19 protein-coding genes and 1 pseudogene are annotated in these 18,873 nt (G+C 64.5%); 7 read left to right on the top strand and 13 right to left on the bottom strand.

Translation table 11 applies throughout. The annotated features are described in order from the left end of the window. Positions 1-195: 195 nt before the first annotated feature. Entirely contained in the window at positions 196-1,713 is a 1,518-nt protein-coding gene (locus R2APBS1_RS15520; protein WP_015448656.1) for a fumarate hydratase, read from the bottom strand. A gap of 215 nt (positions 1,714-1,928) precedes the next feature. After that, complete coding sequence (locus R2APBS1_RS15525; RefSeq protein ID WP_015448657.1) at positions 1,929-2,600, bottom strand: outer membrane beta-barrel protein; 672 nt, start codon at positions 2,598-2,600, stop codon at positions 1,929-1,931. Between the two features lie 113 nt (positions 2,601-2,713). On the opposite strand from R2APBS1_RS15525, the gene R2APBS1_RS15530 reads away from it, so the two are divergent. Continuing rightward, entirely contained in the window at positions 2,714-3,592 is an 879-nt protein-coding gene (locus R2APBS1_RS15530; protein ID WP_015448658.1) for a PhzF family phenazine biosynthesis protein, read from the top strand. Positions 3,593-3,656: 64 nt separating this feature from the next. Here the strand turns inward: R2APBS1_RS15530 and R2APBS1_RS15535 are convergent, their stop codons facing one another. Next, complete coding sequence (locus tag R2APBS1_RS15535) at positions 3,657-4,238, bottom strand: outer membrane protein (protein ID WP_007512697.1); 582 nt, start codon at positions 4,236-4,238, stop codon at positions 3,657-3,659. A gap of 210 nt (positions 4,239-4,448) precedes the next feature. Between R2APBS1_RS15535 and R2APBS1_RS15540 the strand changes: the two genes are divergently transcribed. The 4 genes and pseudogenes from R2APBS1_RS15540 to R2APBS1_RS20575 all read left to right on the top strand — a co-directional run. After that, entirely contained in the window at positions 4,449-5,816 is a 1,368-nt protein-coding gene (locus R2APBS1_RS15540; RefSeq protein WP_015448659.1) for an APC family permease, read from the top strand. 51 nt (positions 5,817-5,867) lie between these two features. Beyond that, positions 5,868-6,404: a (2Fe-2S)-binding protein gene (locus R2APBS1_RS15545; protein WP_007512693.1), complete on the top strand. Its 537-nt coding sequence runs from the start codon at positions 5,868-5,870 to the stop codon at positions 6,402-6,404. Further along, the gene (locus R2APBS1_RS15550; protein ID WP_015448660.1) at positions 6,401-8,656 is read left to right on the top strand and encodes a xanthine dehydrogenase family protein molybdopterin-binding subunit; all 2,256 of its coding nucleotides are present in this window, start codon (positions 6,401-6,403) and stop codon (positions 8,654-8,656) included. The genes R2APBS1_RS15545 and R2APBS1_RS15550 overlap by 4 nt, the downstream gene beginning before the upstream one ends. A gap of 144 nt (positions 8,657-8,800) precedes the next feature. Next, positions 8,801-9,488, top strand: a pseudogene (locus tag R2APBS1_RS20575) (IS110 family RNA-guided transposase); the annotation flags it as partial. Between the two features lie 11 nt (positions 9,489-9,499). Here the strand turns inward: R2APBS1_RS20575 and R2APBS1_RS15560 are convergent. The 3 genes from R2APBS1_RS15560 to R2APBS1_RS20265 all read right to left on the bottom strand — a co-directional run bounded on the left by R2APBS1_RS15560 (position 9,500) and on the right by R2APBS1_RS20265 (position 10,926). After that, positions 9,500-10,144: a DUF998 domain-containing protein gene (locus R2APBS1_RS15560; RefSeq protein ID WP_015448661.1), complete on the bottom strand. Its 645-nt coding sequence runs from the start codon at positions 10,142-10,144 to the stop codon at positions 9,500-9,502. 71 nt (positions 10,145-10,215) lie between these two features. Continuing rightward, positions 10,216-10,545 carry a DHCW motif cupin fold protein gene (locus tag R2APBS1_RS19810; RefSeq protein WP_015448662.1) on the bottom strand — a complete coding sequence of 110 codons (330 nt, stop codon included), beginning with the start codon at positions 10,543-10,545 and terminating at the stop codon, positions 10,216-10,218. A gap of 87 nt (positions 10,546-10,632) precedes the next feature. Further along, the gene (locus R2APBS1_RS20265; RefSeq protein WP_015448663.1) at positions 10,633-10,926 is read right to left on the bottom strand and encodes a hypothetical protein; all 294 of its coding nucleotides are present in this window, start codon (positions 10,924-10,926) and stop codon (positions 10,633-10,635) included. Positions 10,927-11,023: 97 nt separating this feature from the next. Here R2APBS1_RS20265 and R2APBS1_RS15565 point away from each other — a divergent pair, with 97 nt between their 5' ends. Further along, a complete protein-coding gene (locus R2APBS1_RS15565) occupies positions 11,024-12,538 on the top strand; it encodes an IS1182 family transposase (RefSeq protein ID WP_015448664.1) in 1,515 nt (504 codons plus the stop codon). Between the two features lie 179 nt (positions 12,539-12,717). Here the strand turns inward: R2APBS1_RS15565 and R2APBS1_RS20270 are convergent, their stop codons facing one another. From R2APBS1_RS20270 to R2APBS1_RS15570, 3 genes are all read right to left on the bottom strand, one after another. Next, positions 12,718-13,134 carry a hypothetical protein gene (locus R2APBS1_RS20270; RefSeq protein ID WP_157769762.1) on the bottom strand — a complete coding sequence of 139 codons (417 nt, stop codon included), beginning with the start codon at positions 13,132-13,134 and terminating at the stop codon, positions 12,718-12,720. Positions 13,135-13,269: 135 nt separating this feature from the next. Then, on the bottom strand, positions 13,270-13,563 hold the full coding sequence (locus R2APBS1_RS20275; protein WP_157769763.1) for a hypothetical protein: 294 nt from the start codon (positions 13,561-13,563) through the stop codon (positions 13,270-13,272). 123 nt (positions 13,564-13,686) lie between these two features. Continuing rightward, complete coding sequence (locus R2APBS1_RS15570; RefSeq protein ID WP_157769764.1) at positions 13,687-14,034, bottom strand: hypothetical protein; 348 nt, start codon at positions 14,032-14,034, stop codon at positions 13,687-13,689. A gap of 132 nt (positions 14,035-14,166) precedes the next feature. On the opposite strand from R2APBS1_RS15570, the gene R2APBS1_RS15575 reads away from it, so the two are divergent. Beyond that, a complete protein-coding gene (locus R2APBS1_RS15575) occupies positions 14,167-15,258 on the top strand; it encodes an IS110 family RNA-guided transposase (RefSeq protein WP_015448665.1) in 1,092 nt (363 codons plus the stop codon). A gap of 350 nt (positions 15,259-15,608) precedes the next feature. Here the strand turns inward: R2APBS1_RS15575 and R2APBS1_RS15580 are convergent, their stop codons facing one another. From R2APBS1_RS15580 to R2APBS1_RS20285, 4 genes are all read right to left on the bottom strand, one after another. Then, positions 15,609-17,012, bottom strand: coding sequence for an IS701 family transposase (locus R2APBS1_RS15580; protein ID WP_015447162.1), 1,404 nt, complete (start codon positions 17,010-17,012; stop codon positions 15,609-15,611). A gap of 78 nt (positions 17,013-17,090) precedes the next feature. Next, positions 17,091-17,411 (bottom strand): hypothetical protein, encoded by a 321-nt coding sequence (locus R2APBS1_RS15585; RefSeq protein ID WP_015448666.1) that lies wholly within the window; start codon positions 17,409-17,411, stop codon positions 17,091-17,093. 435 nt (positions 17,412-17,846) lie between these two features. After that, positions 17,847-18,302, bottom strand: a complete 456-nt coding sequence (locus tag R2APBS1_RS19815) for a hypothetical protein (RefSeq protein WP_015448668.1) — start codon at positions 18,300-18,302, stop codon at positions 17,847-17,849. 6 nt (positions 18,303-18,308) lie between these two features. Beyond that, positions 18,309-18,734 carry a hypothetical protein gene (locus tag R2APBS1_RS20285; protein WP_157769765.1) on the bottom strand — a complete coding sequence of 142 codons (426 nt, stop codon included), beginning with the start codon at positions 18,732-18,734 and terminating at the stop codon, positions 18,309-18,311. Between the last annotated feature and the right edge of the window lie 139 nt (positions 18,735-18,873).

The raw sequence follows: 18,873 nt of genomic DNA on the forward strand, positions 1-18,873 counted from the left end.
ATTTTTGGACGTATGGACGTCTGAATCCGATGGAAGAAATCGACCTGCGAAGCAGCAGGCGGCCGAGCCCCCTCCCCTGCTTTGCAGGGGAGGGTTGGGGTGGGGTGCTTTTGACTTTGGCGAAGAGCTGACCCCTCCTCAATCCTCCCCTGCGAGCAAGGGAGGAGGCAAACGCGTGCGCTGCGCGCACTGCTTTTACTTGATAAACACGGGGATCTTGCCGATCCTGGCCTGCCATTCGCGCGGGCCGGTCTGGTGCACCGAGCTGCCGCCCGAGTCGACCGCCACGGTCACCGGCATGTCCTCGACGGTGAACTCGTAGATCGCCTCCATGCCCAGGTCCGCGAAGCCGACCACGCGCGAGGCCTTGATCGCCTTGGAAACGAGGTACGCGGCGCCGCCCACGGCCATCAGGTACACCGAGCGGTGCTTCTTGATCGCCTCGATCGCGGCGGGGCCGCGCTCGGCCTTGCCGACCATGCCGAGCAGGCCGGTCTGCGCCAGCACCTGCTCGGTGAACTTGTCCATGCGCGTGGCGGTGGTCGGGCCGGCCGGGCCGACCACCTCCTCGCGCACCGGATCGACCGGGCCGACGTAGTAGATGAAGCGGCCGTTGAAATCCACCGGCAGCGGCTCGCCCCGGTCGAGCATCTCGACCATGCGCTTGTGCGCGGCGTCGCGGCCGGTGAGCAGCTTGCCGTTGAGCAGCAGGGTCTCGCCCGGTTTCCAGCCGGCGACGTCGTCCCGGGTCACGGTGTCGAGGTTCACCCGGCGGCCCTTGGACGCGTCGTAGGTGAGCTTGGGCCAATCCTCCAGCGACGGCGGGTCGAGCATCACCGGGCCGGAGCCGTCCAGCACGAAGTGCGCGTGGCGGGTGGCGGCGCAGTTCGGGATCATCGCCACCGGCAGGTTCGCCGCGTGGGTCGGGAAATCCTTCACCTTGACGTCGAGCACGGTGGTCAGGCCGCCCAGGCCCTGCGCGCCGATGCCCAGCGCGTTGACCTTCTCGTACAGCTCGATGCGCAGTTCCTCGGCGCGATTGGCGGGGCCGCGCGCGATCAGTTCCTGGATGTCGATCGACTCCATCAGCGCCTCCTTCGCCATCAGCATCGCCTTCTCGGCGGTGCCGCCGATGCCCAGCCCAAGCATGCCCGGCGGGCACCAGCCGGCGCCCATGGTGGGCACGGTCTTCAGCACCCAGTCGACGATCGAGTCGGACGGGTTGAGCATGGCGAATTTCGACTTCGCCTCGGAGCCGCCGCCCTTGGCCGCCACGATCACCTCGACCGTGTCGCCCGGCACGATCGACATGTTGACCACCGACGGCGTGTTGTCCTTGGTGTTGACGCGCTTGCCCGCCGGGTCGGCCAGCACGCTGGCGCGCAGCTTGTTGTCCGGGTCCAGGTACGCGCGGCGCACGCCTTCGTTGGCCATGTCCTCCAGACTCATGGTGGCGTCGTCCCAGCGCACGTTCATGCCCACTTTCAGGAACACGGTGACGATGCCGGTATCCTGGCACAGCGGCCGGTGGCCTTCGGCGGCCATCCGCGAGTTGATCAGGATCTGCGCCATCGCATCCTTCGCGGCGGGCGACTCCTCGCGCTCGTACGCGGCGGCGAGGCTCTTGATGTAGTCGACCGGGTGGTAGTAGCTGATGTACTGCAGCGCGTCGGCGACGGACTGGATCAGGTCTGCTTGTTTGATGGCGGTCATGGCGGCTTTCGTGGGTTTCGACGCACCACCTTGCGTGGCGCACAAGCCGTCTATTGTGCCGCAGACTACCGGGCTGGACAAAAAACAACGACCGCGCGAGGCGGCCGTTGCCAGTTCAGGCTGGGGACGCTGGAGCATGCCCTGATCCTGCCCGCCACTCCCGCACATGCGGACGTGGCGGGCAGCGCGCCACTCGAGCGGATCTTCCCTGGGGATCAGAATCGGTACTCGGCCGTCAGCATGTAGGTGCCCACATTGCCGCCGATCGAGGCCTGGTTGTACCGGGCCTTGGCGTGGTAGTTGTCGTAGTTCAGACCGAGGCTGAAGTTGGGTGCGAAGTCGTAACCCACGCCCACGCCGCCATACCAGCCGTCGCCATGGGCACTGCCGCTGGCGTACTCGGTATAGCCCGGCTCGCTGTAGCGGTAGCTGGCGTCCGCTTCCGAGCGGAACCAGCCGGCACGGGCCGTTGCGTACCACGGACCGGCGAAGTTGTACTTGGCATTGCCGCCGAGCAGCCAGCCCTTGGCATGGACGCCGGTCCGGATCGTGCTTCCGTCGCTGTAGCTGTAGCGGGCGACGACCTTGCCCAGGTCCGCGTAGCCGCCTTCGACGCCGAGGTTGAAACCGTTGCCGACGTTCCAGGCATAGCCGAAGCGCAGGGCGCCGGCGGTGTCCTTGTCGTCCACCGAGTAGCCCTGGCCGGCGCTACGGCCGACGTGGTATTGCGCCTGGCCGACGGCGGCATTGATGAAGAACGCGCCTTGGGTTTCGGCGGCGGCGGCCGCGGCGGACGCCACGACCAGCGCCGCGCCGAGGGCGGCGGTCAGGATCTTGTTAATGGGGAAACTCCCTATTTTTTTCGTTGATTGATGGCCGCTGATCATCGGCGGCCGCGCATTCTAGCCGTGCATTCCCGGGCCGAGCTGCAGGGGATCACCTACACTCGGCGCGTTGCGCTAGCCAGCGTTCAGGTCCGTCCGCACCACGAGAGGCACCCATGCCGATCTTTTCGTTTCTGCAACTGGACGTTTTCGCCAGCCGCCTGCTCGAGGGCAACCCGCTGGCCGTGGTGGTCGACGCCGAGGGGCTGGACGAAGCGACCATGCAGTGCATCGCGCGCTGGACCAACCTGTCCGAAACCGCCTTCCTGCTGCCGCCGAGCAGCGCCGCGGCGGACTACCGCGTACGCATCTTCACCCCGCGCCAGGAGCTGCCGTTCGCCGGCCATCCCAGCGTGGGCAGCGCGTACGCCGCGATCGAGTCCGGCCTGGTCGCCGCCGGCAAGAGCGCGCTGGTGCAGGAATGTGCGGCCGGACTGCTGCCGGTGCGGGTCGAAGGCGATGGCCGCGACAGGGTCATCCACGTGCAGGCACCGCCGGCCGCGCTGCGCGCAGTCAGCGCGGCCCAGCCCAGCACGCTCGGCCGGGCCGTGCACGCCGAGCTGGCGGAAGAGCAGTCGTGCCTGATCGACAACGGCCCGTTGTGGTTCGTCTGCGACCTGCGCGAGGAAGCCGCGGTACGCCAGCTCCAGCCGGACCTGGCGGCGATCGGCGCGCTGTGCGAAGCCGCTGGCGCGGTCGGCGTCAGCGTGTTCGGCCGGCAGCGCTCGGGCGGGGCGAGCATGGCGGTGCGCGCGTTCTGCCCGGCCGACGGCATTCCCGAAGATCCGGTCACCGGCAGCGCCAACGCGGCGATCATGGCGTGGCTGGGCGAGCGCGACGGGCGCGACGGCTACGGCCTGCGCTACCGCGCCAGCCAGGGCCGCGAGGTCGACCGCGACGGCTACGTCGAGGTCGAGCGCGATCCGGCCAGCGGCGCCGTCACCATCGGCGGCGCCTGCGCGATCGGCGTGCGCGGCGAACTGCAGATCGACTGAACCGTTGCGCCAGAACGACGGTGGCCGCACGAGACGGCCACCGTGGCGTTGCTGGACCCGAAGATCAGAAGCGGTACTCGGCGAAACCGGAGAACACGCCAATGCTCTCGCCGTACTTGCGGCCATTGAATTTGATGCGGCCGTGATAGTTGTCGAAACCCACGCCCAGGCTGAAGTGCTGGGTGGCGTCGTAGCCCACGCCGACGCCGGCATAGGTGCCGTCGCCGTTGTAGCTGCCCGAACCAAAGCCTCCGGTGTTCATGTCCATCTTGGTGTGGAACCAGCCAGCGCGACCCGAGATGTACATCTTGTTGCGGAACTTGTAGCGGCCATTGACGCCAAGCAGCGGCCCCTTGGCCTTGGCGCTGAAACCGACGACGGTGGTGCCGATCGCGACACTGCCACTGGCCTTTCCGAGGTCGACATAGCCGGTCTCGATGCCGAAATCGGCGGTCTCGCCCTGCCAGCTGTAGCCGGCGCGCAGTGCGCCGCTGGTGTCACTGCGGTCGCTGAAGCCTCTGTCGTGGAAATGCGACTGGCCCAAATTTCCGTTGATGAAGAATGCCCCCTGGTCGGCGGCGAATGCGCCGCTGGAAACCACTGCCATCGCCACGGCGGCGACGGCTGCCTGCATGTACTTTTTCATGTAGCGTCCTTGTTGGTTTACGTCTGTTTCTGCCCTTTGCCGGCGAACACCGGTCGCGCGGCGGTGCATTTTTGTGGATGATTTCACATTATTGCAACATCGTATTTTCTTGCGTCTTCAATAACTTCCGCCAAGCCGTCGGCATCCTGGTCGATCGATACCATGGCAGTTCGATGGTGGCGCCGCTTGCGAGCGCACCGGCAAGCCCGCATGCTCGCCGCCTCGTTCCACCGCCGCCACTACGATCCGATGAACCCATCTTCCCGCACCGCCTATGCGCGCAGCCTGCGGCCCCGGGACGCCGCCCTGGTCGTGGTCGGCGGCATCATCGGCGGCGGCATCTTCCTCAACCCCGGCATCGTGGCGCAGCGCACCGAGTCGGGGCTGGCGCTGCTGCTGATGTGGGTGGCCGCCGGCGTGCTCACCCTGATCGGCGCGCTGTGCTACGCCGAACTCGGCGCGCGCCGGCCACACGCCGGCGGCAGCTACGTCTACCTGCGCGAGGCGTTCGGGCCGCTGGCCGGCTTCCTGTTCGGCTGGACCATGCTGCTGGTGATCTATTCCGGCTCCAGCGCGGCGGTGGCGACCATCTTCGCCAGCTACACCGCCGCGCTGTTCGGGCTGCAGAGCGCATGGGCGCTGCCGCTGACCGTCGGCGGCCTGGTCTTCGTCAGCGCCATCAACCTGTTCGGCATTCGCCTCGGCGCGCAGATCCAGAACCTGTTCGCCCTGCTCAAGCTGCTGGCGGTGGCGGTGCTGGTGGTGTGCGGCCTGTTCCTCGCCGGCGCCGGCGCCGGCCACGGCCAGCTGCTGGCGGCCGATCCGGCGCGCCAGGGCGTGGGCTTCATCGGCGCGGCGTTGCCGGTGCTGTTCGCCTACTCGGGCTTCACCTACCTCAACAACCTCGCCGGCGAGGTGCGTGAGCCGCAGCGCACGCTGCCGCGCGCACTCGCACTGGGCATGGGCCTGGTGATCGTCGCCTACGCGCTGGTCAACGTGGCCTACCTGGCCGTGCTCGGCCACGCCGGCCTGGCCGCCAGCACCGCGCCGGCAGCGGACGTGATGCAGCAGGTCGCCGGCCCGGTCGGCGCAAAGCTGATCGCGCTGGGCGTGGCGATCTCCACCCTCGGCTTCTGCAACATCACCCTGGTCGCCGGCGCCCGCGTGCTGCAGGTGATGGGCGAGGACGGGCTGTTCTTCCGCGCGGTGGCGCGCCTGCACCCGCGCTGGCGCACGCCGAACACCGCGCTGCTGCTGCTCTCCGGCTGGGCCATCGTGCTGGCGCTGTCGGGCAGCTATGGCCAGCTGCTGGACTACGCCACCTTCGGCGACTGGCTGGCCTGCGCGATCGGTGTGGCCACGCTGTTCTGGTACCGCCGCCACGACCGCGCCTCCGGCGGCTTTCGCGTTCCAGGCTATCCGTGGCTGCCGCTGCTGTTCGTCGCCGCGGTGACCGCGGTGGTGCTGCTGTCGCTGCGCGACAACCCGCGCAACAGCGGCATCGGCCTGCTGATCATGCTCGCCGGCGTGCCGGTCTACGCGCTCTGGCGTCACCTGTTCAGCCGCACGCTGCCCTAAGCGGGCGGCAGCAATGCCACAATGTGCGGATCGACTTCAAGGAGATGATGGATGGCGCCCGTGCAAGCCAAGGTCCTGCCGACCGGCCAGGAAAGCGGCATCGTGGCCGAGAAGGCGCGCGACGGCATCGAGCTTGAAGTCAACGGCGAGCGCTTCCGCCACACCGGCGACCCGCAGATGCCGCTGCTGTGGTACCTGCGCGACGTGCTGCGGCTGACCGGCACCAAGTACGGCGGCGACGCCGGCGAGAACGGCGCCGACCTGGTGCTGCTCGACGGCAAGGCGGTGTCCGCGATCATGCAGCCGCTGTCCCGACTGGCCGGCAAGGCGGTGACCACGGTGGAAGGCCTGGCCGCCAACGACGGCAGCCTGCACCCGCTGCAGCAGGCCTTCATCGACGAGGACGCGATCGGCTGCGGCTACTGCACGCCGGGCTGGCTGATCGCCGGGGTCGACCTGCTCCGGCGCAAACCCCACCCGGACGACGGCGACATCGACCAGTTGCCGAACCTGTGCCGCTGCGGCTGCCAGAGCCGCGTGCGCCGCGCGATCAAGCGTGCCGCCGCCGGCAAGGCGGGCCGGCCATGAGCGGTCACGGCATCCGGCTCTCGCGCCGCCGCTTCCTGCAGGTGCTGGCCGGCGGCGCCGGTGCGCTGGTGGTGGGCATCCGCCTCGCTGACGCCGCCGACGCGCCGCTGCCGCCGGCAATGCTCGGCGACAACCTCTACGACCTCGGCGCCTACGTGCGCATCGACGCCGACGGCAACGTGCTGATCGGCGCGCGCGACCCGGACACCGGCACCGGCGTGGCCACCGCGCTGCCGCGGATCATCGCCGACGAACTGGACGCCGACTGGAACCGCGTCGGCGTGGTGCCGCTCGGACTCGGCGTGGGGAACGACAACGGCAAGCCGCGCTGGAGCTACGGCCGCCAGCTCGGCGGCGTCGGCGGCTCGATCCCTGCCGCATGGAACGACCTGCGCCAGGTCGGCGCGGTGGCACGCTGGCTGCTGCTGCAGGCGGCGGCACGCCGGCTCGGCGTGCCGGCCAGCCGCCTGCGCTGCGAGGCCGGTACGGTGATCGCCCCGGACGGCCGCCGTTTCGGCTACGGCAGCCTGGCCGCCGACGCCAGCAAGATCGCACTGCCGTCCAGCGTGCCGCCATTGAAGAACGCCGCGGATTACCGCCTGATCGGCCAGAGCGCCGGCGACGTCGATGCGCGCGCCATCGTCACCGGCACCGTCCTCTACGCCATCGACCACTACTACGGCGACGCGCTGGTCGCCGTACTGGCGCACTGCCCGTGGCCGGACGGCACGCTGGCGCGCATCGATACCACCGACACGCTCGCCGTGCCGGGCGTGCTGAAAGTGGTGCAACTCAAACCCGAGCCCGGCCAGCCGCCGGGCAGCACGGTGATCGCCCCGGCCGTGGCGGTGCTGGCCGAGAACAGCTGGGCCGCGCTGCAGGGGCGCGCCAGGCTCAAGCTCGAGTGGAAGCCCGGCGCCAGCGCCGGCGAGAACAGCACCGCGCTGGAGCAGCAGGCCACTGCCCTGCTCGCTGGCGACGCCGCTCCCACCAGTCGCGTGCGCAACGATGGCGATGTCGAGGCTGCCGGCAGGAAAGCCGCACGCCGCCTCGATGCCACCTACGTGCAGCCGTGGCTGGCGCATGCCACCGCCGAGCCGATGAACTGCCTGGTGCGGCTGGACAAGGACCGCGCCAGCCTGGTCGTGCCGACCCAGGCGCCGCAGCAGGCCTGGGCCGTGGTGCAGCGCCTGACCGGCCTGGCCCCCGACCGCATCGACATCCGCGTGCCGCGTGTCGGCGGCGGTTACGGCCGCCGGCTCGACCACGACTACGTGGCCGAAGCGGTGCTGCTGGCCAAGGCCGTCAACCGGCCGGTGCGCCTGCTGTGGACGCGTGGCGAGGACTTCGGCCACGACTACTACCGCGCCGGCAGCGTGCACCGGATCAGCGCGACCATCGGCCGCAAGCGCCAGCTGCTCGGCTGGTCCCAGCGCATGGCCAGCGCCTCCGCACTGAACGGTCGCGGCGTGGCTGCCGACCGCCTGTGGACGTCCGAACTGCTGGCCGACCAGTTGCCCGCCGCACTGGTGCCGAACTATCGCAGCGACTGGTACGCGCTGCAGTCGGCGATGCCGCGCGGGCCGATGCGCGGCATGCCGCACCTCAGCAACGCGTTCGCGGTGGAAAGCTTCATCGACGAGCTCGCCCACCAGCTGCGCGAGGATCCGCTGAAGACGCGCCTGCGCATCCTCGGTGAGCCGCGCCAGCTGCCGCTGGGCAGCGGCGGCACGCTGGACACCGGCCGCCTGCTCAACGTACTCAAGCTGGTCGCCGACCGCATCGAGTGGAAGAACTGGCTGCGCACCGTCAACGGCCTCGGCATCGCCTGCTGGCACGTCGACGGCGCCTACGTGGCGCACGCGATCGAGGCGTCGATGCAGGGCGAACAGCTGACCATCCAGCGCGTCGTCTGCGCGGCCGACGTCGGCCGCGTGATCAACCCGCGCGGGCTCGAAGGCCAGCTGGCCGGCGCCACGCTGGACGCGCTGTCCATCGCCCTGAATCCCGCCATCACGTTCAAGAACGGCCAGGTGCAGCAGCGCGGCTACCGGGACTACCCACTGGCCAGCATGGCGCAGCTGCCGAACGACGTCGAAGTGATCACCGTCACCGACGACCGCGCGCCCGCCGGCGCCAGCTTCCTCGCCATGCCCACCGCCGCCCCCGCACTGGCCAACGCCGTGTTCCGTGCCAGTGCCGTGCGCGTGCGTCGGCTGCCGCTGATGAAGGAGCTGTTGCGGCTGCTGTAAGCGCCCGGATCAGGCGCCCCGGCGCAACCACCCGGCCTCGACGCCCGCTCGCGCGACGGCAGGTACCCCTCCAGCAGAGCGGCAGCGCGCTGCCGACTGCGGACTGAAGCCGCCGCAGTTCGGGCAACCATCGGCGACAACGGCAGTACCTGGTTGGCGCAGGTGGCGGCCGGCGCGGTGGTGGCGATGGAGGCCTGCAGCGGGGCGCATCGCTGGGCGCGACGCTGCCTGGGGTGCGGTCTGCGGCCACGGATCGTGGCCGCCCAGTTCGTCAAACCATTCCGCAAGAGCTCGCGCAGCAAGAACGATCACAACGACGCCGAAGCGGTCGCCACGGCAGCGCGCCAAGGCAACATGCGCTTCGTGCCGGTCAAGTCGCTGGACCAGCAGGCACGCCTGTCCTGGCATCGAGTGCGCGAGGGCTGCAAGGCTGAGTCGCTGGCGGTCGGCAATCGCATCCGCGGCCCGCTCGCCGAGTTCGGGGTGATCGTGGCGCAGAGCGATATGGCGCTGCGCCGGCTGCCGGGCGACCTCGACGCGCAGAGTGGGCTACCGGCCAAGTCGAAGGGAAGGAGCTGCGGGATCTGGCCGAGCACTGGAAGCAGTTGCGCCTGCACCTCGACGCGTGCAATGCACGCATCGAGGCCCACGCGCGCGAGGACGAGTGGTGCATGCGGCTGCGCGCGATCACCGGCATCGGCCCGATCACCGCCGATGCGGCGGTGGCCACGATCGGTAACGCCCGCGAGAGCAGGATCGGCAGATGGCGGCCTGGCTGGGCCTGGTGCCCACCCAGCACTCCAGTGGCGGGCATGCGCGATTGCCCACCGTCTGATGCTGGAGTTAAGCGGCGCGCGGCATCTCGTGCGTCCGCTTGGACGAATAGTCAGCCCGGCTGACACGCATCAGAAGCACTGCATACCCCGCACACCAAATAAACCAAGATGCAAAAAGAAAACGCTGCACGAGGCCGAAGTATGGCTTGATAAGGGGCCAAAGGCTTGCCGGACGCACAAGCGGTATGAGATTGATTGCGATGGCAAGCAGAACCACGACGTACATGATGATTGAAAAAACGATAATTTGCTTCGCACGCGGCTCGTTCCGGCATACAAGTGCTGCAACAAGAGGCGCTTGCAGCCCAACTGTTTCGGAGATGCCGAAGACGTTATGAAGCGGATGTGGAAAGGAGAATATGCCGACGCCAGCACACGAAAGAGCCATGGCGAACAAAAAGTAGGCAGGAATTGCCGAGCACCCTAACTCACGGAGTGAACGCGCGGCGGCGCTTGCGTAAACGACGAGGCAGACCGCTACGAGGCAAAGCAAGACGCTGAAGGCGAATTGCCCCGGGGAACCAACCTCACCTAATTCGCTGACCGTTTGGCGAACATGACTGTAACCTGGAGTGATTGCGCCGATAGCAAAGGAGCCTGCTGTAAAGAGCACGAATGCAATGGGACCGAACCAGAGGCGATTATCTGTCATAAATGGCTAACACCTGAATTAAGCCGAGCCGCGAAGGGGCTTCGGTTTGAATGAATTGTTGGGCACGTCCATCAGTCAACGATGAATAGCTTTGCGCCAACCTCTGTTGAGGAACGGTGTGGCTCCCCATTGTCGCCGACTTGATATGTCATGCCTGGCTTGATGATGAAATTGCGCCCATCTTCAAGTTCGGTTCGGAGCTCTCCCTCAATGCATAAAAGCACATGGCCTTTGACACACCAATGGTCGGCTAGATAACCCGGCGTGTACTCAACCATCCGAACACGGATGCTCCCAAAATTCTGAGTGCGCCAGTAGGCCAGCCCGCTTTCGCCTTTGTGCTCGGTCCGCTCGATCTGCGACCAGTCCGTTGTGCCAAACGGTATCTCGGGAATTTTCACAATGGACCCCTTTGCGGAAAGTGCCTAACGCTGGAGTAAAGCGGCGGCGAAGCCGTCCGCCTTGAACGAGATGTTAAGCATGTGAGCCTAGCTAGACTTTGCAGTATGAAAGATGGCTACGAACAACATAGCCAGTATGAAATATGCAACTAATGCACCTAGCGAAACAAGAAGTGAGGCGACATATTTATAGGTCTTGCTTTTGCCGGATTTGAAGAGTTTTACGTTTATGGCTGCTGCGGCTCCTCCACACAAGCCGCCAAGGGCACCACCCACAAACGCGACTGATAACGGCCAGCACGCCCAAACGTAATCAAACCCTGCCAGAGTTTTTTCGGGATCTCTCTTCTTGAACTGTAACTTGCTAAAGTCTTGATCCATAAATCACCCTGTCCGATATTGTGTGAAGCCTAACGAGGTTGTAGAAAAACCTCCGCCCATCCTGCTTCAATAGCCCCACGTGAACAAGGGGGGCGGCATGGCACGCTACCGGCATATCGACATGAGTCCGCGGCTGTTGCCGGTGGATCTGCAGGCGCAGCTGGTGCCGGGATCATTTGCCCATGCCGTGCACCATCTGGTCGATCAGCTGGATCTGTCCGCCTTCGATGCGCATTACCGCAATGACGACAGCGGCGCGCCGGCCCATGCGCCGACGATGCTGCTCAAGGCCGTGCTGCTGGCGTATTCCCAAGGTATGGTGAGCTCCCGCTCGATCGAGCGCGCCTGCCGCGACAACGTGCTGTTCATCGCCCTGACCGGCGACGCCAAGCCACACTTCACCACCATCGCGGACTTCGTCAGCCGCTCGCGCGGGGCGATCGCGACCGTCTTTGCCCAGGTGCTGACGTTGCTCGACGGCGAGGGTCTGATCGGGCGCGAGATGTTCGCCATCGATGGCGTGAAGCTGCCTTCCAACGCGTCCAAACATCGCTCCGGTACGCGCGCCGAGTTCCTCGCGCAGGCACAGAAGATGGAGCGCGCGGCGACCACCATGCTTGAGTGCCACCAGGCCAACGATGCCGGCGCGGCCGAAGACGTGCGGGATGCCAAGGCCGCCGAACGCATCGAGCGCCTTACTCGCGAGGCAACGAAGATCCGCCAATGGCTGGCCGATCATCCGCAAGATCGGCCCGGTTCGCGCGGCAAGGTCCGCAAGTCCAATCGCACCGATAACGCATCGGCCAAGCTGGCCACCGACAAGGGCGTGATCCAGGGCTATTGCGGCGTGGCCGTGGTCGATGCCAGGCACCAGATTATCGTCGAGGCTTCGGCTCACGGCACCGGCGCCGAACAGGAATTGTTGTTGCCCGTACTGGACGCCTGCGCCGAGCAGCGCACCGCATCGACGCTGATCACCGCCGATGCCGGCTATCACAGCGAAGCCAACCTCGCCGCGTTGGCCGACCAGGGCATTGACGCCCTGATCGCCGACCACGCGATGCGCCGGCGCGACGAACGCTTCGCCGGGCAGGACAAGCACCTGGCCAAGCCCGATCCGTTGCACGACAAGTCGCGCACCCCCGGCAAGCCGCGGCTGTTCGGCAGCAAGGACTTCATCACCGCGCCGGACCAGTCGCATGTGATCTGTCCGGCCGGCAAACGCCTGCATCGCAACGGCAAGGACTGCACCATTGGCGGCTATGCCGCGATCAAGTTCCGCGCCCCCGACGGTGCTTGCAAGGACTGCCCACTGCGTGCGAAGTGCTTGCGAAAACCCGAGACCACACGCTCACGGCAAGTTGCCGTGCTCACCCGCAAAGCCGAGCCAACCCATAGCCAGCGCATGCGCGAGCGCATCGACAGCGCGTGGGGACGCGAGCAGTACGGACGACGCTTCGCTACCGTCGAGCCGGTCTTCGGCAACGTGCGCGCCAACAAGCGGCTCAATCGCTTCACCCTTCGCGGCCAAGCGAAGGTGGACGGCCAATGGAAGCTGTTCGCGCTGGTCCACAACATCGAGAAGTGGGCGAACTACCGCAAGGCGGCCTGAGCGGCACAAGGCGCGCCATGGGCGCCTGGGACGCCCACCCATCGCGTCAGATCAAGCCGGGCAACCCGTAACGCGAAACCCCAAGAAACCACGCCGTTGAGTGACGTGATGCAACGGCTGTCATTTTGGCCGTCTATCCATCCGTGGAAAGAGCTTTTTCTACAGCCTCAACGCTGGAGTTAAGCGGCGCGCGGTACGCGCGTCCGCTTGGACGACGGGTTAGAGCCCCGCCCGCAGATAACATGAGTAACTGATGCAACAAAGGCTCCGCAAGGCAATGCCCAAAGAGCAGGAAATGTTGCGATGAAAAGTGCAACGCAGCCAGGCGCAATGCCGATGATAAGGACGAAAAGCCAACTTGCCTTATGAAAGTGGCAAAGGGCGAAGTAGAGCGGAGCGCCTAAGAAAACGACCGGCAAGCTACCGGTAACTATCGTATAGACGAAGACGACCTCACCTGTGCCGAAGACACCGAAAAGTGGATTAGTCGCGAACGATGCCTGCGCCGCCGAGAGGCACGCGAATGCCAGCGCAAAAATCGCCAGCGCTGCGAGCGCTATTAGTTCTATTTTTGCAAGTTGCCGCAGATATTTCATTGGGGCTCTAACGCTGGAGTTGAGCGGCGGCGAAGCCGTCCGCTTGAACGAAAAGTTAGACGGCCGCGACACGGTGCACCTAGGCGAGCTAATGGCTAGGAAAAGCGCATAACGTGGAGCAACCGCCGCTGACTTCTAGCTCGCTTTTGCAGTATGAAATAAAGCCACAAACAACATGGCAAGAATGAAATACGCTACCAACGCGCCTAGCGAAACAAGAAGTGAAGTGACGTACTTGTAAGTATTGCTCTTGCTAGATTTAAAGATTTTTACATTTATGGCCGCTGCAGTGCCTCCGCACAAACCGCCAAGGGCGCCTCCTACAAACGCGACCGATACCGGCCAGCACGCCCATACGTAATCAAATCCTTTCAACGTTTTTTCGGTGTCTCTCTTCTTGAACTGTAACTTGCTAAAATCTTGATCCATAAATCCCCCTGTATTCTTCTTGATTGTTGGTGCAACACGGTAGCGTACTGATATTGCGTCAAGTCTAACGCTTGAGTTGAGCGGCGGCGGAGCCGTCCGCCTCGAACGAGTGGTTAGGCCGACCTACGAGCCCGACTGCCCTATAAGCTGCAGGATGAGTTGCGGTTGGCAAACGGCCCACCAACCGAACGCACCTGCCGCAACGCTGCCAACGGAACCGAGCAAAGCAGCCACGACTCCACGCTGCCACCGCCCACGCCAAAACAACCAGACGCCTGCAACCAGAACCGGCAACACCAAAGATAGATAGTAGAACGAGAACACAAACTTGGTTTGAGGTGGCAGCTGGCCGGAGACAGGCCCGTAGATGGCGATACAACCTGGCACCAAGACGAACGCAAGAAAGACGACAACGGCTGTGGGCAGAAGGCCAGCCAAAAGCAAAGCGATGTCCTTGACGCGAGAATTCATAAGGCCTAACGCTAGAGTTAAGCGGCGGCGAAGCCGTCCGCCTTGAACGAGTAAAAAGAGACTTCCTCCCCTTTCGGCCTCGAGGGCCATGATGGTGTTGCGAAACATCCGTCAGCAGAAGAGGAAGTCTCCATGAGCACTATAACCATTGGCGTGGACTTGGCGAAGAGCCTGTTTTCGGTGTGTGAGATGGATGCGGCCGGCCACGTGCTGGGCCGGCGGGATCTGGGGCGCGAAGCATTTGCGCTGTGGCTGGCCCAGCGGCCAGCCGGCACGGTGGTGGCGATGGAGGCGTGCAGCGGCGCCCATCACTGGGGCCGGCGCTGCCTGGAGTACGGCCTGCAGCCGCGGTTGATGGCGGCGCAGTTCGTCACCCCGTTCCGCAAGAGCCGCACGAGCAAGAACGACCGCAACGATGCCGAGGCCATTGCCACGGCGGCGCGCCAGGGCAACATGCGCTTCGTGCCGGTCAAGGATGTCGACCAGCAGGCGCGGCTGGCCTGGCACCGGGTGCGTGAGGGCTACAAGACCGAGTCGCTGGCCATCGGCAATCGCCTGCGCGGTCTTCTGGCCGAGTTCGGCATCGTGGTGGCCAAGAGCGATGTGGCGTTGCATCGGGTGCTGGCAGCGTTGGATCAGCATGCTGCGCTGCCGGGTGAGTTCAAGGCGTTGCTGCGTGACCTCAGCGCCCACGGGGCGCAGTTGCGCGCGGCCGTCGACGCGTGCAGTGCACGCATCGACGCCCACGCCCGACAGGACGCGCGGTGCGTGCGGATCGGCGCGATCGTCGGCGTCGGGCCGATCACGGTCGATGCGATGGTCGCCAGCGTCGGCAACGCACGGGAGTTCCGCAACGGCCGACAACTGGCCGCATGGCTGGGTGTGGTGCCGACCCAGCACTCCAGTGGTGGACACACGCGGCTTGGCACGATCAGCTGTCGTGGCGATGCCTACCTGCGGACCTTGCTGATCCAGGGCGCGCGCAGCAGCCTGCAACGCGCCAAGGCGGTCAGCGTGGGAAAGTCCACGCCCGAGCAGATCTGGATACGGCAGCTGGATGGCCGGATGCCGTTCGGCAAGGTGCTGGTGGCGATCGCCAACAAGCACGCGCGGCAACTGTGGGCGATGCTCGCGCACGACCTCGACTACGATCCGGATGCACACGTAAAGCACCCCATGGCGCGGCGTCTGGCTGACCAGCACACCCTCACTGCGACGGCATGAATCCGCACATGTAAACACGTTCCACGTCAGCGCGAAGCGGTAGCAACGGGTCAGACCCACCCGGAGAGAACCTGACTAACATCCTGGACGTCCAAACGTGTTTCGGCCGATCCCCGAACACTGACGACACCGATGAATGAACGAGGTCTCCGGGCGCGGTTTATACCCTGGTCCGCATCAGCCACACCGATGCAACAAGACCATTTACGGAAATGCAGTCTGACAACGTTCAACGCCACACGCACTGACACGCGCGACGCAGCAAAGAGAACAACACCATGACCAGCGAACGCCTGAAAGCTCAAGGCAAGAACATCAAGCGGGCGGTATTGACGGGAAGTCTCTTACTTCTACTGTGTCACTAAAGACGTTTGATGCTCGGATGCGCCATGCCGCAGCAAGGACATCGCGCCAACTGTCGTGCGATCAGGCGGGCGAGACGAAAGTGTACGGTCGCGATCGAGAGCGGTTGATGGCGCTGCATCGGCCCCAGCCCCACGCGGGCGGAAGCCTTCGGGTACGGCAGGCGCCTTGAATCGTGCACGGTTTTTTTTACTGCCACGCAAGCGCTCCAACGTCAGGAAGCCGTAGGCCGCGATACACAGGCTGGCGTGATGATGAAAGCCGCGCCAGTTGCGCCCCTCGTAGTGACCCAAGCCGAGTTCTTGCTTGAGTTCCAGGTAGTCCCGCTCGATGCGCCAACGGCCCTTGATGGTGCCGACAAGGGCCTTGAAGGTCGTCGCTTTCGGCAACGTCGACAACCAGTAGCGTAGCGGTTCGGCGTCGCCGCCAGGCCATTCGATGACCAGCCATTCGGGCGCGCGATCGCGGTCGTCGTGGGCGGCGACCACGCGTACGCGGGCGAAGCGGCCGGACAAGGGTTCGGCGGAGCCCTGCCGCCAGGTAATGGTGCGGTACGCCCGCGCCGGCAACGCCTGCGCCAGCGCACGCACACTGATCGGCCGGTGCGCCGCATCGCGGCATACCCGCACGCGGGGGCGTCCACCACCCGTCGCAGGCGGTGGTGGCGTGGCTGGTTGATGCTTGCCCCACCACACCGCCGTGAGCGGCCTGACGCCCAGCGCGTAGATCAGGTCTTGCGTGCTCAGCGCATCGCGAAGCGTGCTGTCATCGCCGTAGGCGGCATCGCCCAACACGACGCCTCGCGGCACGCCCGCCGCGACGGCGGCGCGGATCTGCGCCACCGCAATCTGGTTCTTGGTCAGAAAGCCGACTGATGCGGGCACCCCAACAGCGGCACATCGCTGCGGGTCGTCGGTCCATTCGGCCGGCAGGTATAGCTGATACGCCAACGGCAGGCTGTTGGAGTCCGTCGCCAGCGACAAGCTCACCGCCACCCGACAGTTGTCGGTCTTGCCGGTCTGCCCGCAGTACTGCCGGGCTACGCCCACCGAGTGCCTACCCTTCTTCGGAAAGCCGGTGTCATCAATGATCCAGAAGCACGGTGTGGTTCCGCCGTGCGTCAGCACGGGCAGCACCTGCTCGGCCACGGCGGCCAGCAAGGCATCGTCGTTCCATGCCGACGTCGACACCAGGTGATGCATCGACTGGTGGGTCGCCCGTACATCTTGCGGCCGCACCCGTGCCGCCATCGGCTCCACGCTCTTGCGGCCGCCAGGCAGCATCAAACCCTGCAGATACCAGCGCGTGGGCGCCACCCGATCCGCGTGCCCCATGGCGATGACCATCGCTTCGCCATACCGCTCAAAGCGGCCTTCCAGACCGATGCCCATGACCCACCTCCTCGCAGGTTGCTAGAAGATGCCGTGATCATGCCATATATTTATTGACACAGTAGAATTACGGAAATGTTAGACCTCATACCCGTTAGGATGACGTGCCTTGTCGGCGATGATCTCTGGCTTGGAATCATGGTCCTCGATGTACCAGACAAACTTTAGCCAAGCACCTTTTAGTGCCACGCGCTCACCTAGTCGCGTCTCGCTAAAGGCTCGGTCGAAGCCGGCGCCAACTTTGACCGGACTATCAAGCTGTTCGGCCTTCGCCAATTGGATCAGATCCGCAATACGGCCACTGGCCATGCCACTGGCATCTAGGTAGCCGGCGGCGAGCGCTTCATTTGCGAGGCGCTCCAGCTTTTCTGCTGCAGATTTCAAGTGAGCTTTGTTCATGAGGCCTAACGCAAAGGTAAGCGGCGGCAGAATGCCGTCCGCTTGAGCGCCGTGTTAGACGCGCCGATGCACATCAAATGACAAACCTGAAGATGACCACTGCACCAACGCCGACAACTATTGGAACCCACACTATGGGGGCCTGCCAGACTCGTAGCGCAGTAGCCCTGCCGAACTGTACCGAACCCGCTCCAAATACGCGTAGGCCGGATAGGAATCGGAACATGAGAAAAGCCGCGACGGACATGCATGCACCGAACCCGAGCATCGCTAACGGCGCAGAACCGAACAAAACCTGCAAGCCCGCCATTACGAGCGGACATGAAGCAACCACATACGAGTTCCTGCGCTTAGTTTTCTCATCCATGCAACTGGGCTCCTGAGCGACTAACGCTGGAATTAAGCGGCGGCGTAGCCGTCCGCTTGAATGACTGGTTAGCCCGGCTGCGACCGCCTCATGTTGCGCAGCACAAGCTCATTAATTTGCTGTTTCTTTGAAGACTGATTGGACGTCAACTGCCTCTTGCGAATGATGTTGAAGTAGAAGCTGTGCTCCCACGAATTGATCCAGCCACGATCGTGCGCGTGTTGAATAGCCTCGGCATTTAGCGACTTTGAAGGATCTTTGCGGACTCGTTTGATTGCTTGAAAAATTTTGTCCGAAGGAAGGCCGATGAACTTTTTGACGCAACAATTGCCGACAGTTGCCTGCGCCTGATTGGTGCGATTGACCAAGACGCAAAGCTCAATGATAGGGAAGTGCCCGCATAGGCAAGTCTCTGGCTCGTCGGCTTCATAAACCTCCAGAAGCGACCACTCCAGCTTGGCCTGATCCCAAGTCGAGGCTGATGATCGCTGCAAAATTTCGTTTGTGAGCTGAAATTCGGACATTGAGGGCTAACGCTTGAGTTGAGCGGCGGCGGAGCCGTCCGCCTCGAACGAGTGGTTAGAGCCCGACGCGCAAACCGCATGAGTTGCCAGCGCGACGACTACACCGCAAGCCAGTGATACGAGCCCAAAGAAAAAAGAAAAAAAGAGGAGAACTGCTCCCGGTATGGCACCGACGGCAAAAGCGATTGGCCAAGATGCCCTGCCGCTGGACAGCAAGATTGAATATAGCGGAGCTACAAATACAGCAACCGTAACGCCTCCTAGGGCCAGCATGTAGCCGAAAACAACCTCGACTGAGTCAGCAACGCTGAATTCGGGGCTGGGATGCAATGACATCGAAATTGCCGCGCAAATAGCCAGAACCGCGGCAACCACAACCAGTGAGACAAGCGCCACCAATTCAACTTTTGCCAAGTGCCGCGAAAATTTCATGAGGGCTCTAACGCTAAGTAGACCCCAAAAGTGGGGTGTTGCGCCGAGTATGCGGCGCCACTCCCGACCGTACAAGCGGCGGATTCCTGCATCGGATCATGGTCTTGCGGGGATGCCATGCGCGTGTCGGGCGGGCATC

Origin of the sequence: Rhodanobacter denitrificans (assembly GCF_000230695.2) — a bacterium.
Lineage (GTDB): Bacteria > Pseudomonadota > Gammaproteobacteria > Xanthomonadales > Rhodanobacteraceae > Rhodanobacter > Rhodanobacter denitrificans.

Coding starts and splice junctions, on each gene's coding strand:
- R2APBS1_RS15520 (WP_015448656.1), bottom strand. CDS start 1,713: ATGACCGCCATCAAACAAGCAGACCTGATCCAGTCCGTCGCCGACGCG.
- R2APBS1_RS15525 (WP_015448657.1), bottom strand. CDS start 2,600: ATGATCAGCGGCCATCAATCAACGAAAAAAATAGGGAGTTTCCCCATT.
- R2APBS1_RS15530 (WP_015448658.1), top strand. CDS start 2,714: ATGCCGATCTTTTCGTTTCTGCAACTGGACGTTTTCGCCAGCCGCCTG.
- R2APBS1_RS15535 (WP_007512697.1), bottom strand. CDS start 4,238: ATGAAAAAGTACATGCAGGCAGCCGTCGCCGCCGTGGCGATGGCAGTG.
- R2APBS1_RS15540 (WP_015448659.1), top strand. CDS start 4,449: ATGCTCGCCGCCTCGTTCCACCGCCGCCACTACGATCCGATGAACCCA.
- R2APBS1_RS15545 (WP_007512693.1), top strand. CDS start 5,868: ATGGCGCCCGTGCAAGCCAAGGTCCTGCCGACCGGCCAGGAAAGCGGC.
- R2APBS1_RS15550 (WP_015448660.1), top strand. CDS start 6,401: ATGAGCGGTCACGGCATCCGGCTCTCGCGCCGCCGCTTCCTGCAGGTG.
- R2APBS1_RS15560 (WP_015448661.1), bottom strand. CDS start 10,144: ATGACAGATAATCGCCTCTGGTTCGGTCCCATTGCATTCGTGCTCTTT.
- R2APBS1_RS20265 (WP_015448663.1), bottom strand. CDS start 10,926: ATGGATCAAGACTTTAGCAAGTTACAGTTCAAGAAGAGAGATCCCGAA.
- R2APBS1_RS15565 (WP_015448664.1), top strand. CDS start 11,024: ATGGCACGCTACCGGCATATCGACATGAGTCCGCGGCTGTTGCCGGTG.
- R2APBS1_RS20270 (WP_157769762.1), bottom strand. CDS start 13,134: ATGAAATATCTGCGGCAACTTGCAAAAATAGAACTAATAGCGCTCGCA.
- R2APBS1_RS20275 (WP_157769763.1), bottom strand. CDS start 13,563: ATGGATCAAGATTTTAGCAAGTTACAGTTCAAGAAGAGAGACACCGAA.
- R2APBS1_RS15570 (WP_157769764.1), bottom strand. CDS start 14,034: ATGAATTCTCGCGTCAAGGACATCGCTTTGCTTTTGGCTGGCCTTCTG.
- R2APBS1_RS15575 (WP_015448665.1), top strand. CDS start 14,167: ATGAGCACTATAACCATTGGCGTGGACTTGGCGAAGAGCCTGTTTTCG.
- R2APBS1_RS15580 (WP_015447162.1), bottom strand. CDS start 17,012: ATGGGCATCGGTCTGGAAGGCCGCTTTGAGCGGTATGGCGAAGCGATG.
- R2APBS1_RS15585 (WP_015448666.1), bottom strand. CDS start 17,411: ATGAACAAAGCTCACTTGAAATCTGCAGCAGAAAAGCTGGAGCGCCTC.
- R2APBS1_RS19815 (WP_015448668.1), bottom strand. CDS start 18,302: ATGTCCGAATTTCAGCTCACAAACGAAATTTTGCAGCGATCATCAGCC.
- R2APBS1_RS20285 (WP_157769765.1), bottom strand. CDS start 18,734: ATGAAATTTTCGCGGCACTTGGCAAAAGTTGAATTGGTGGCGCTTGTC.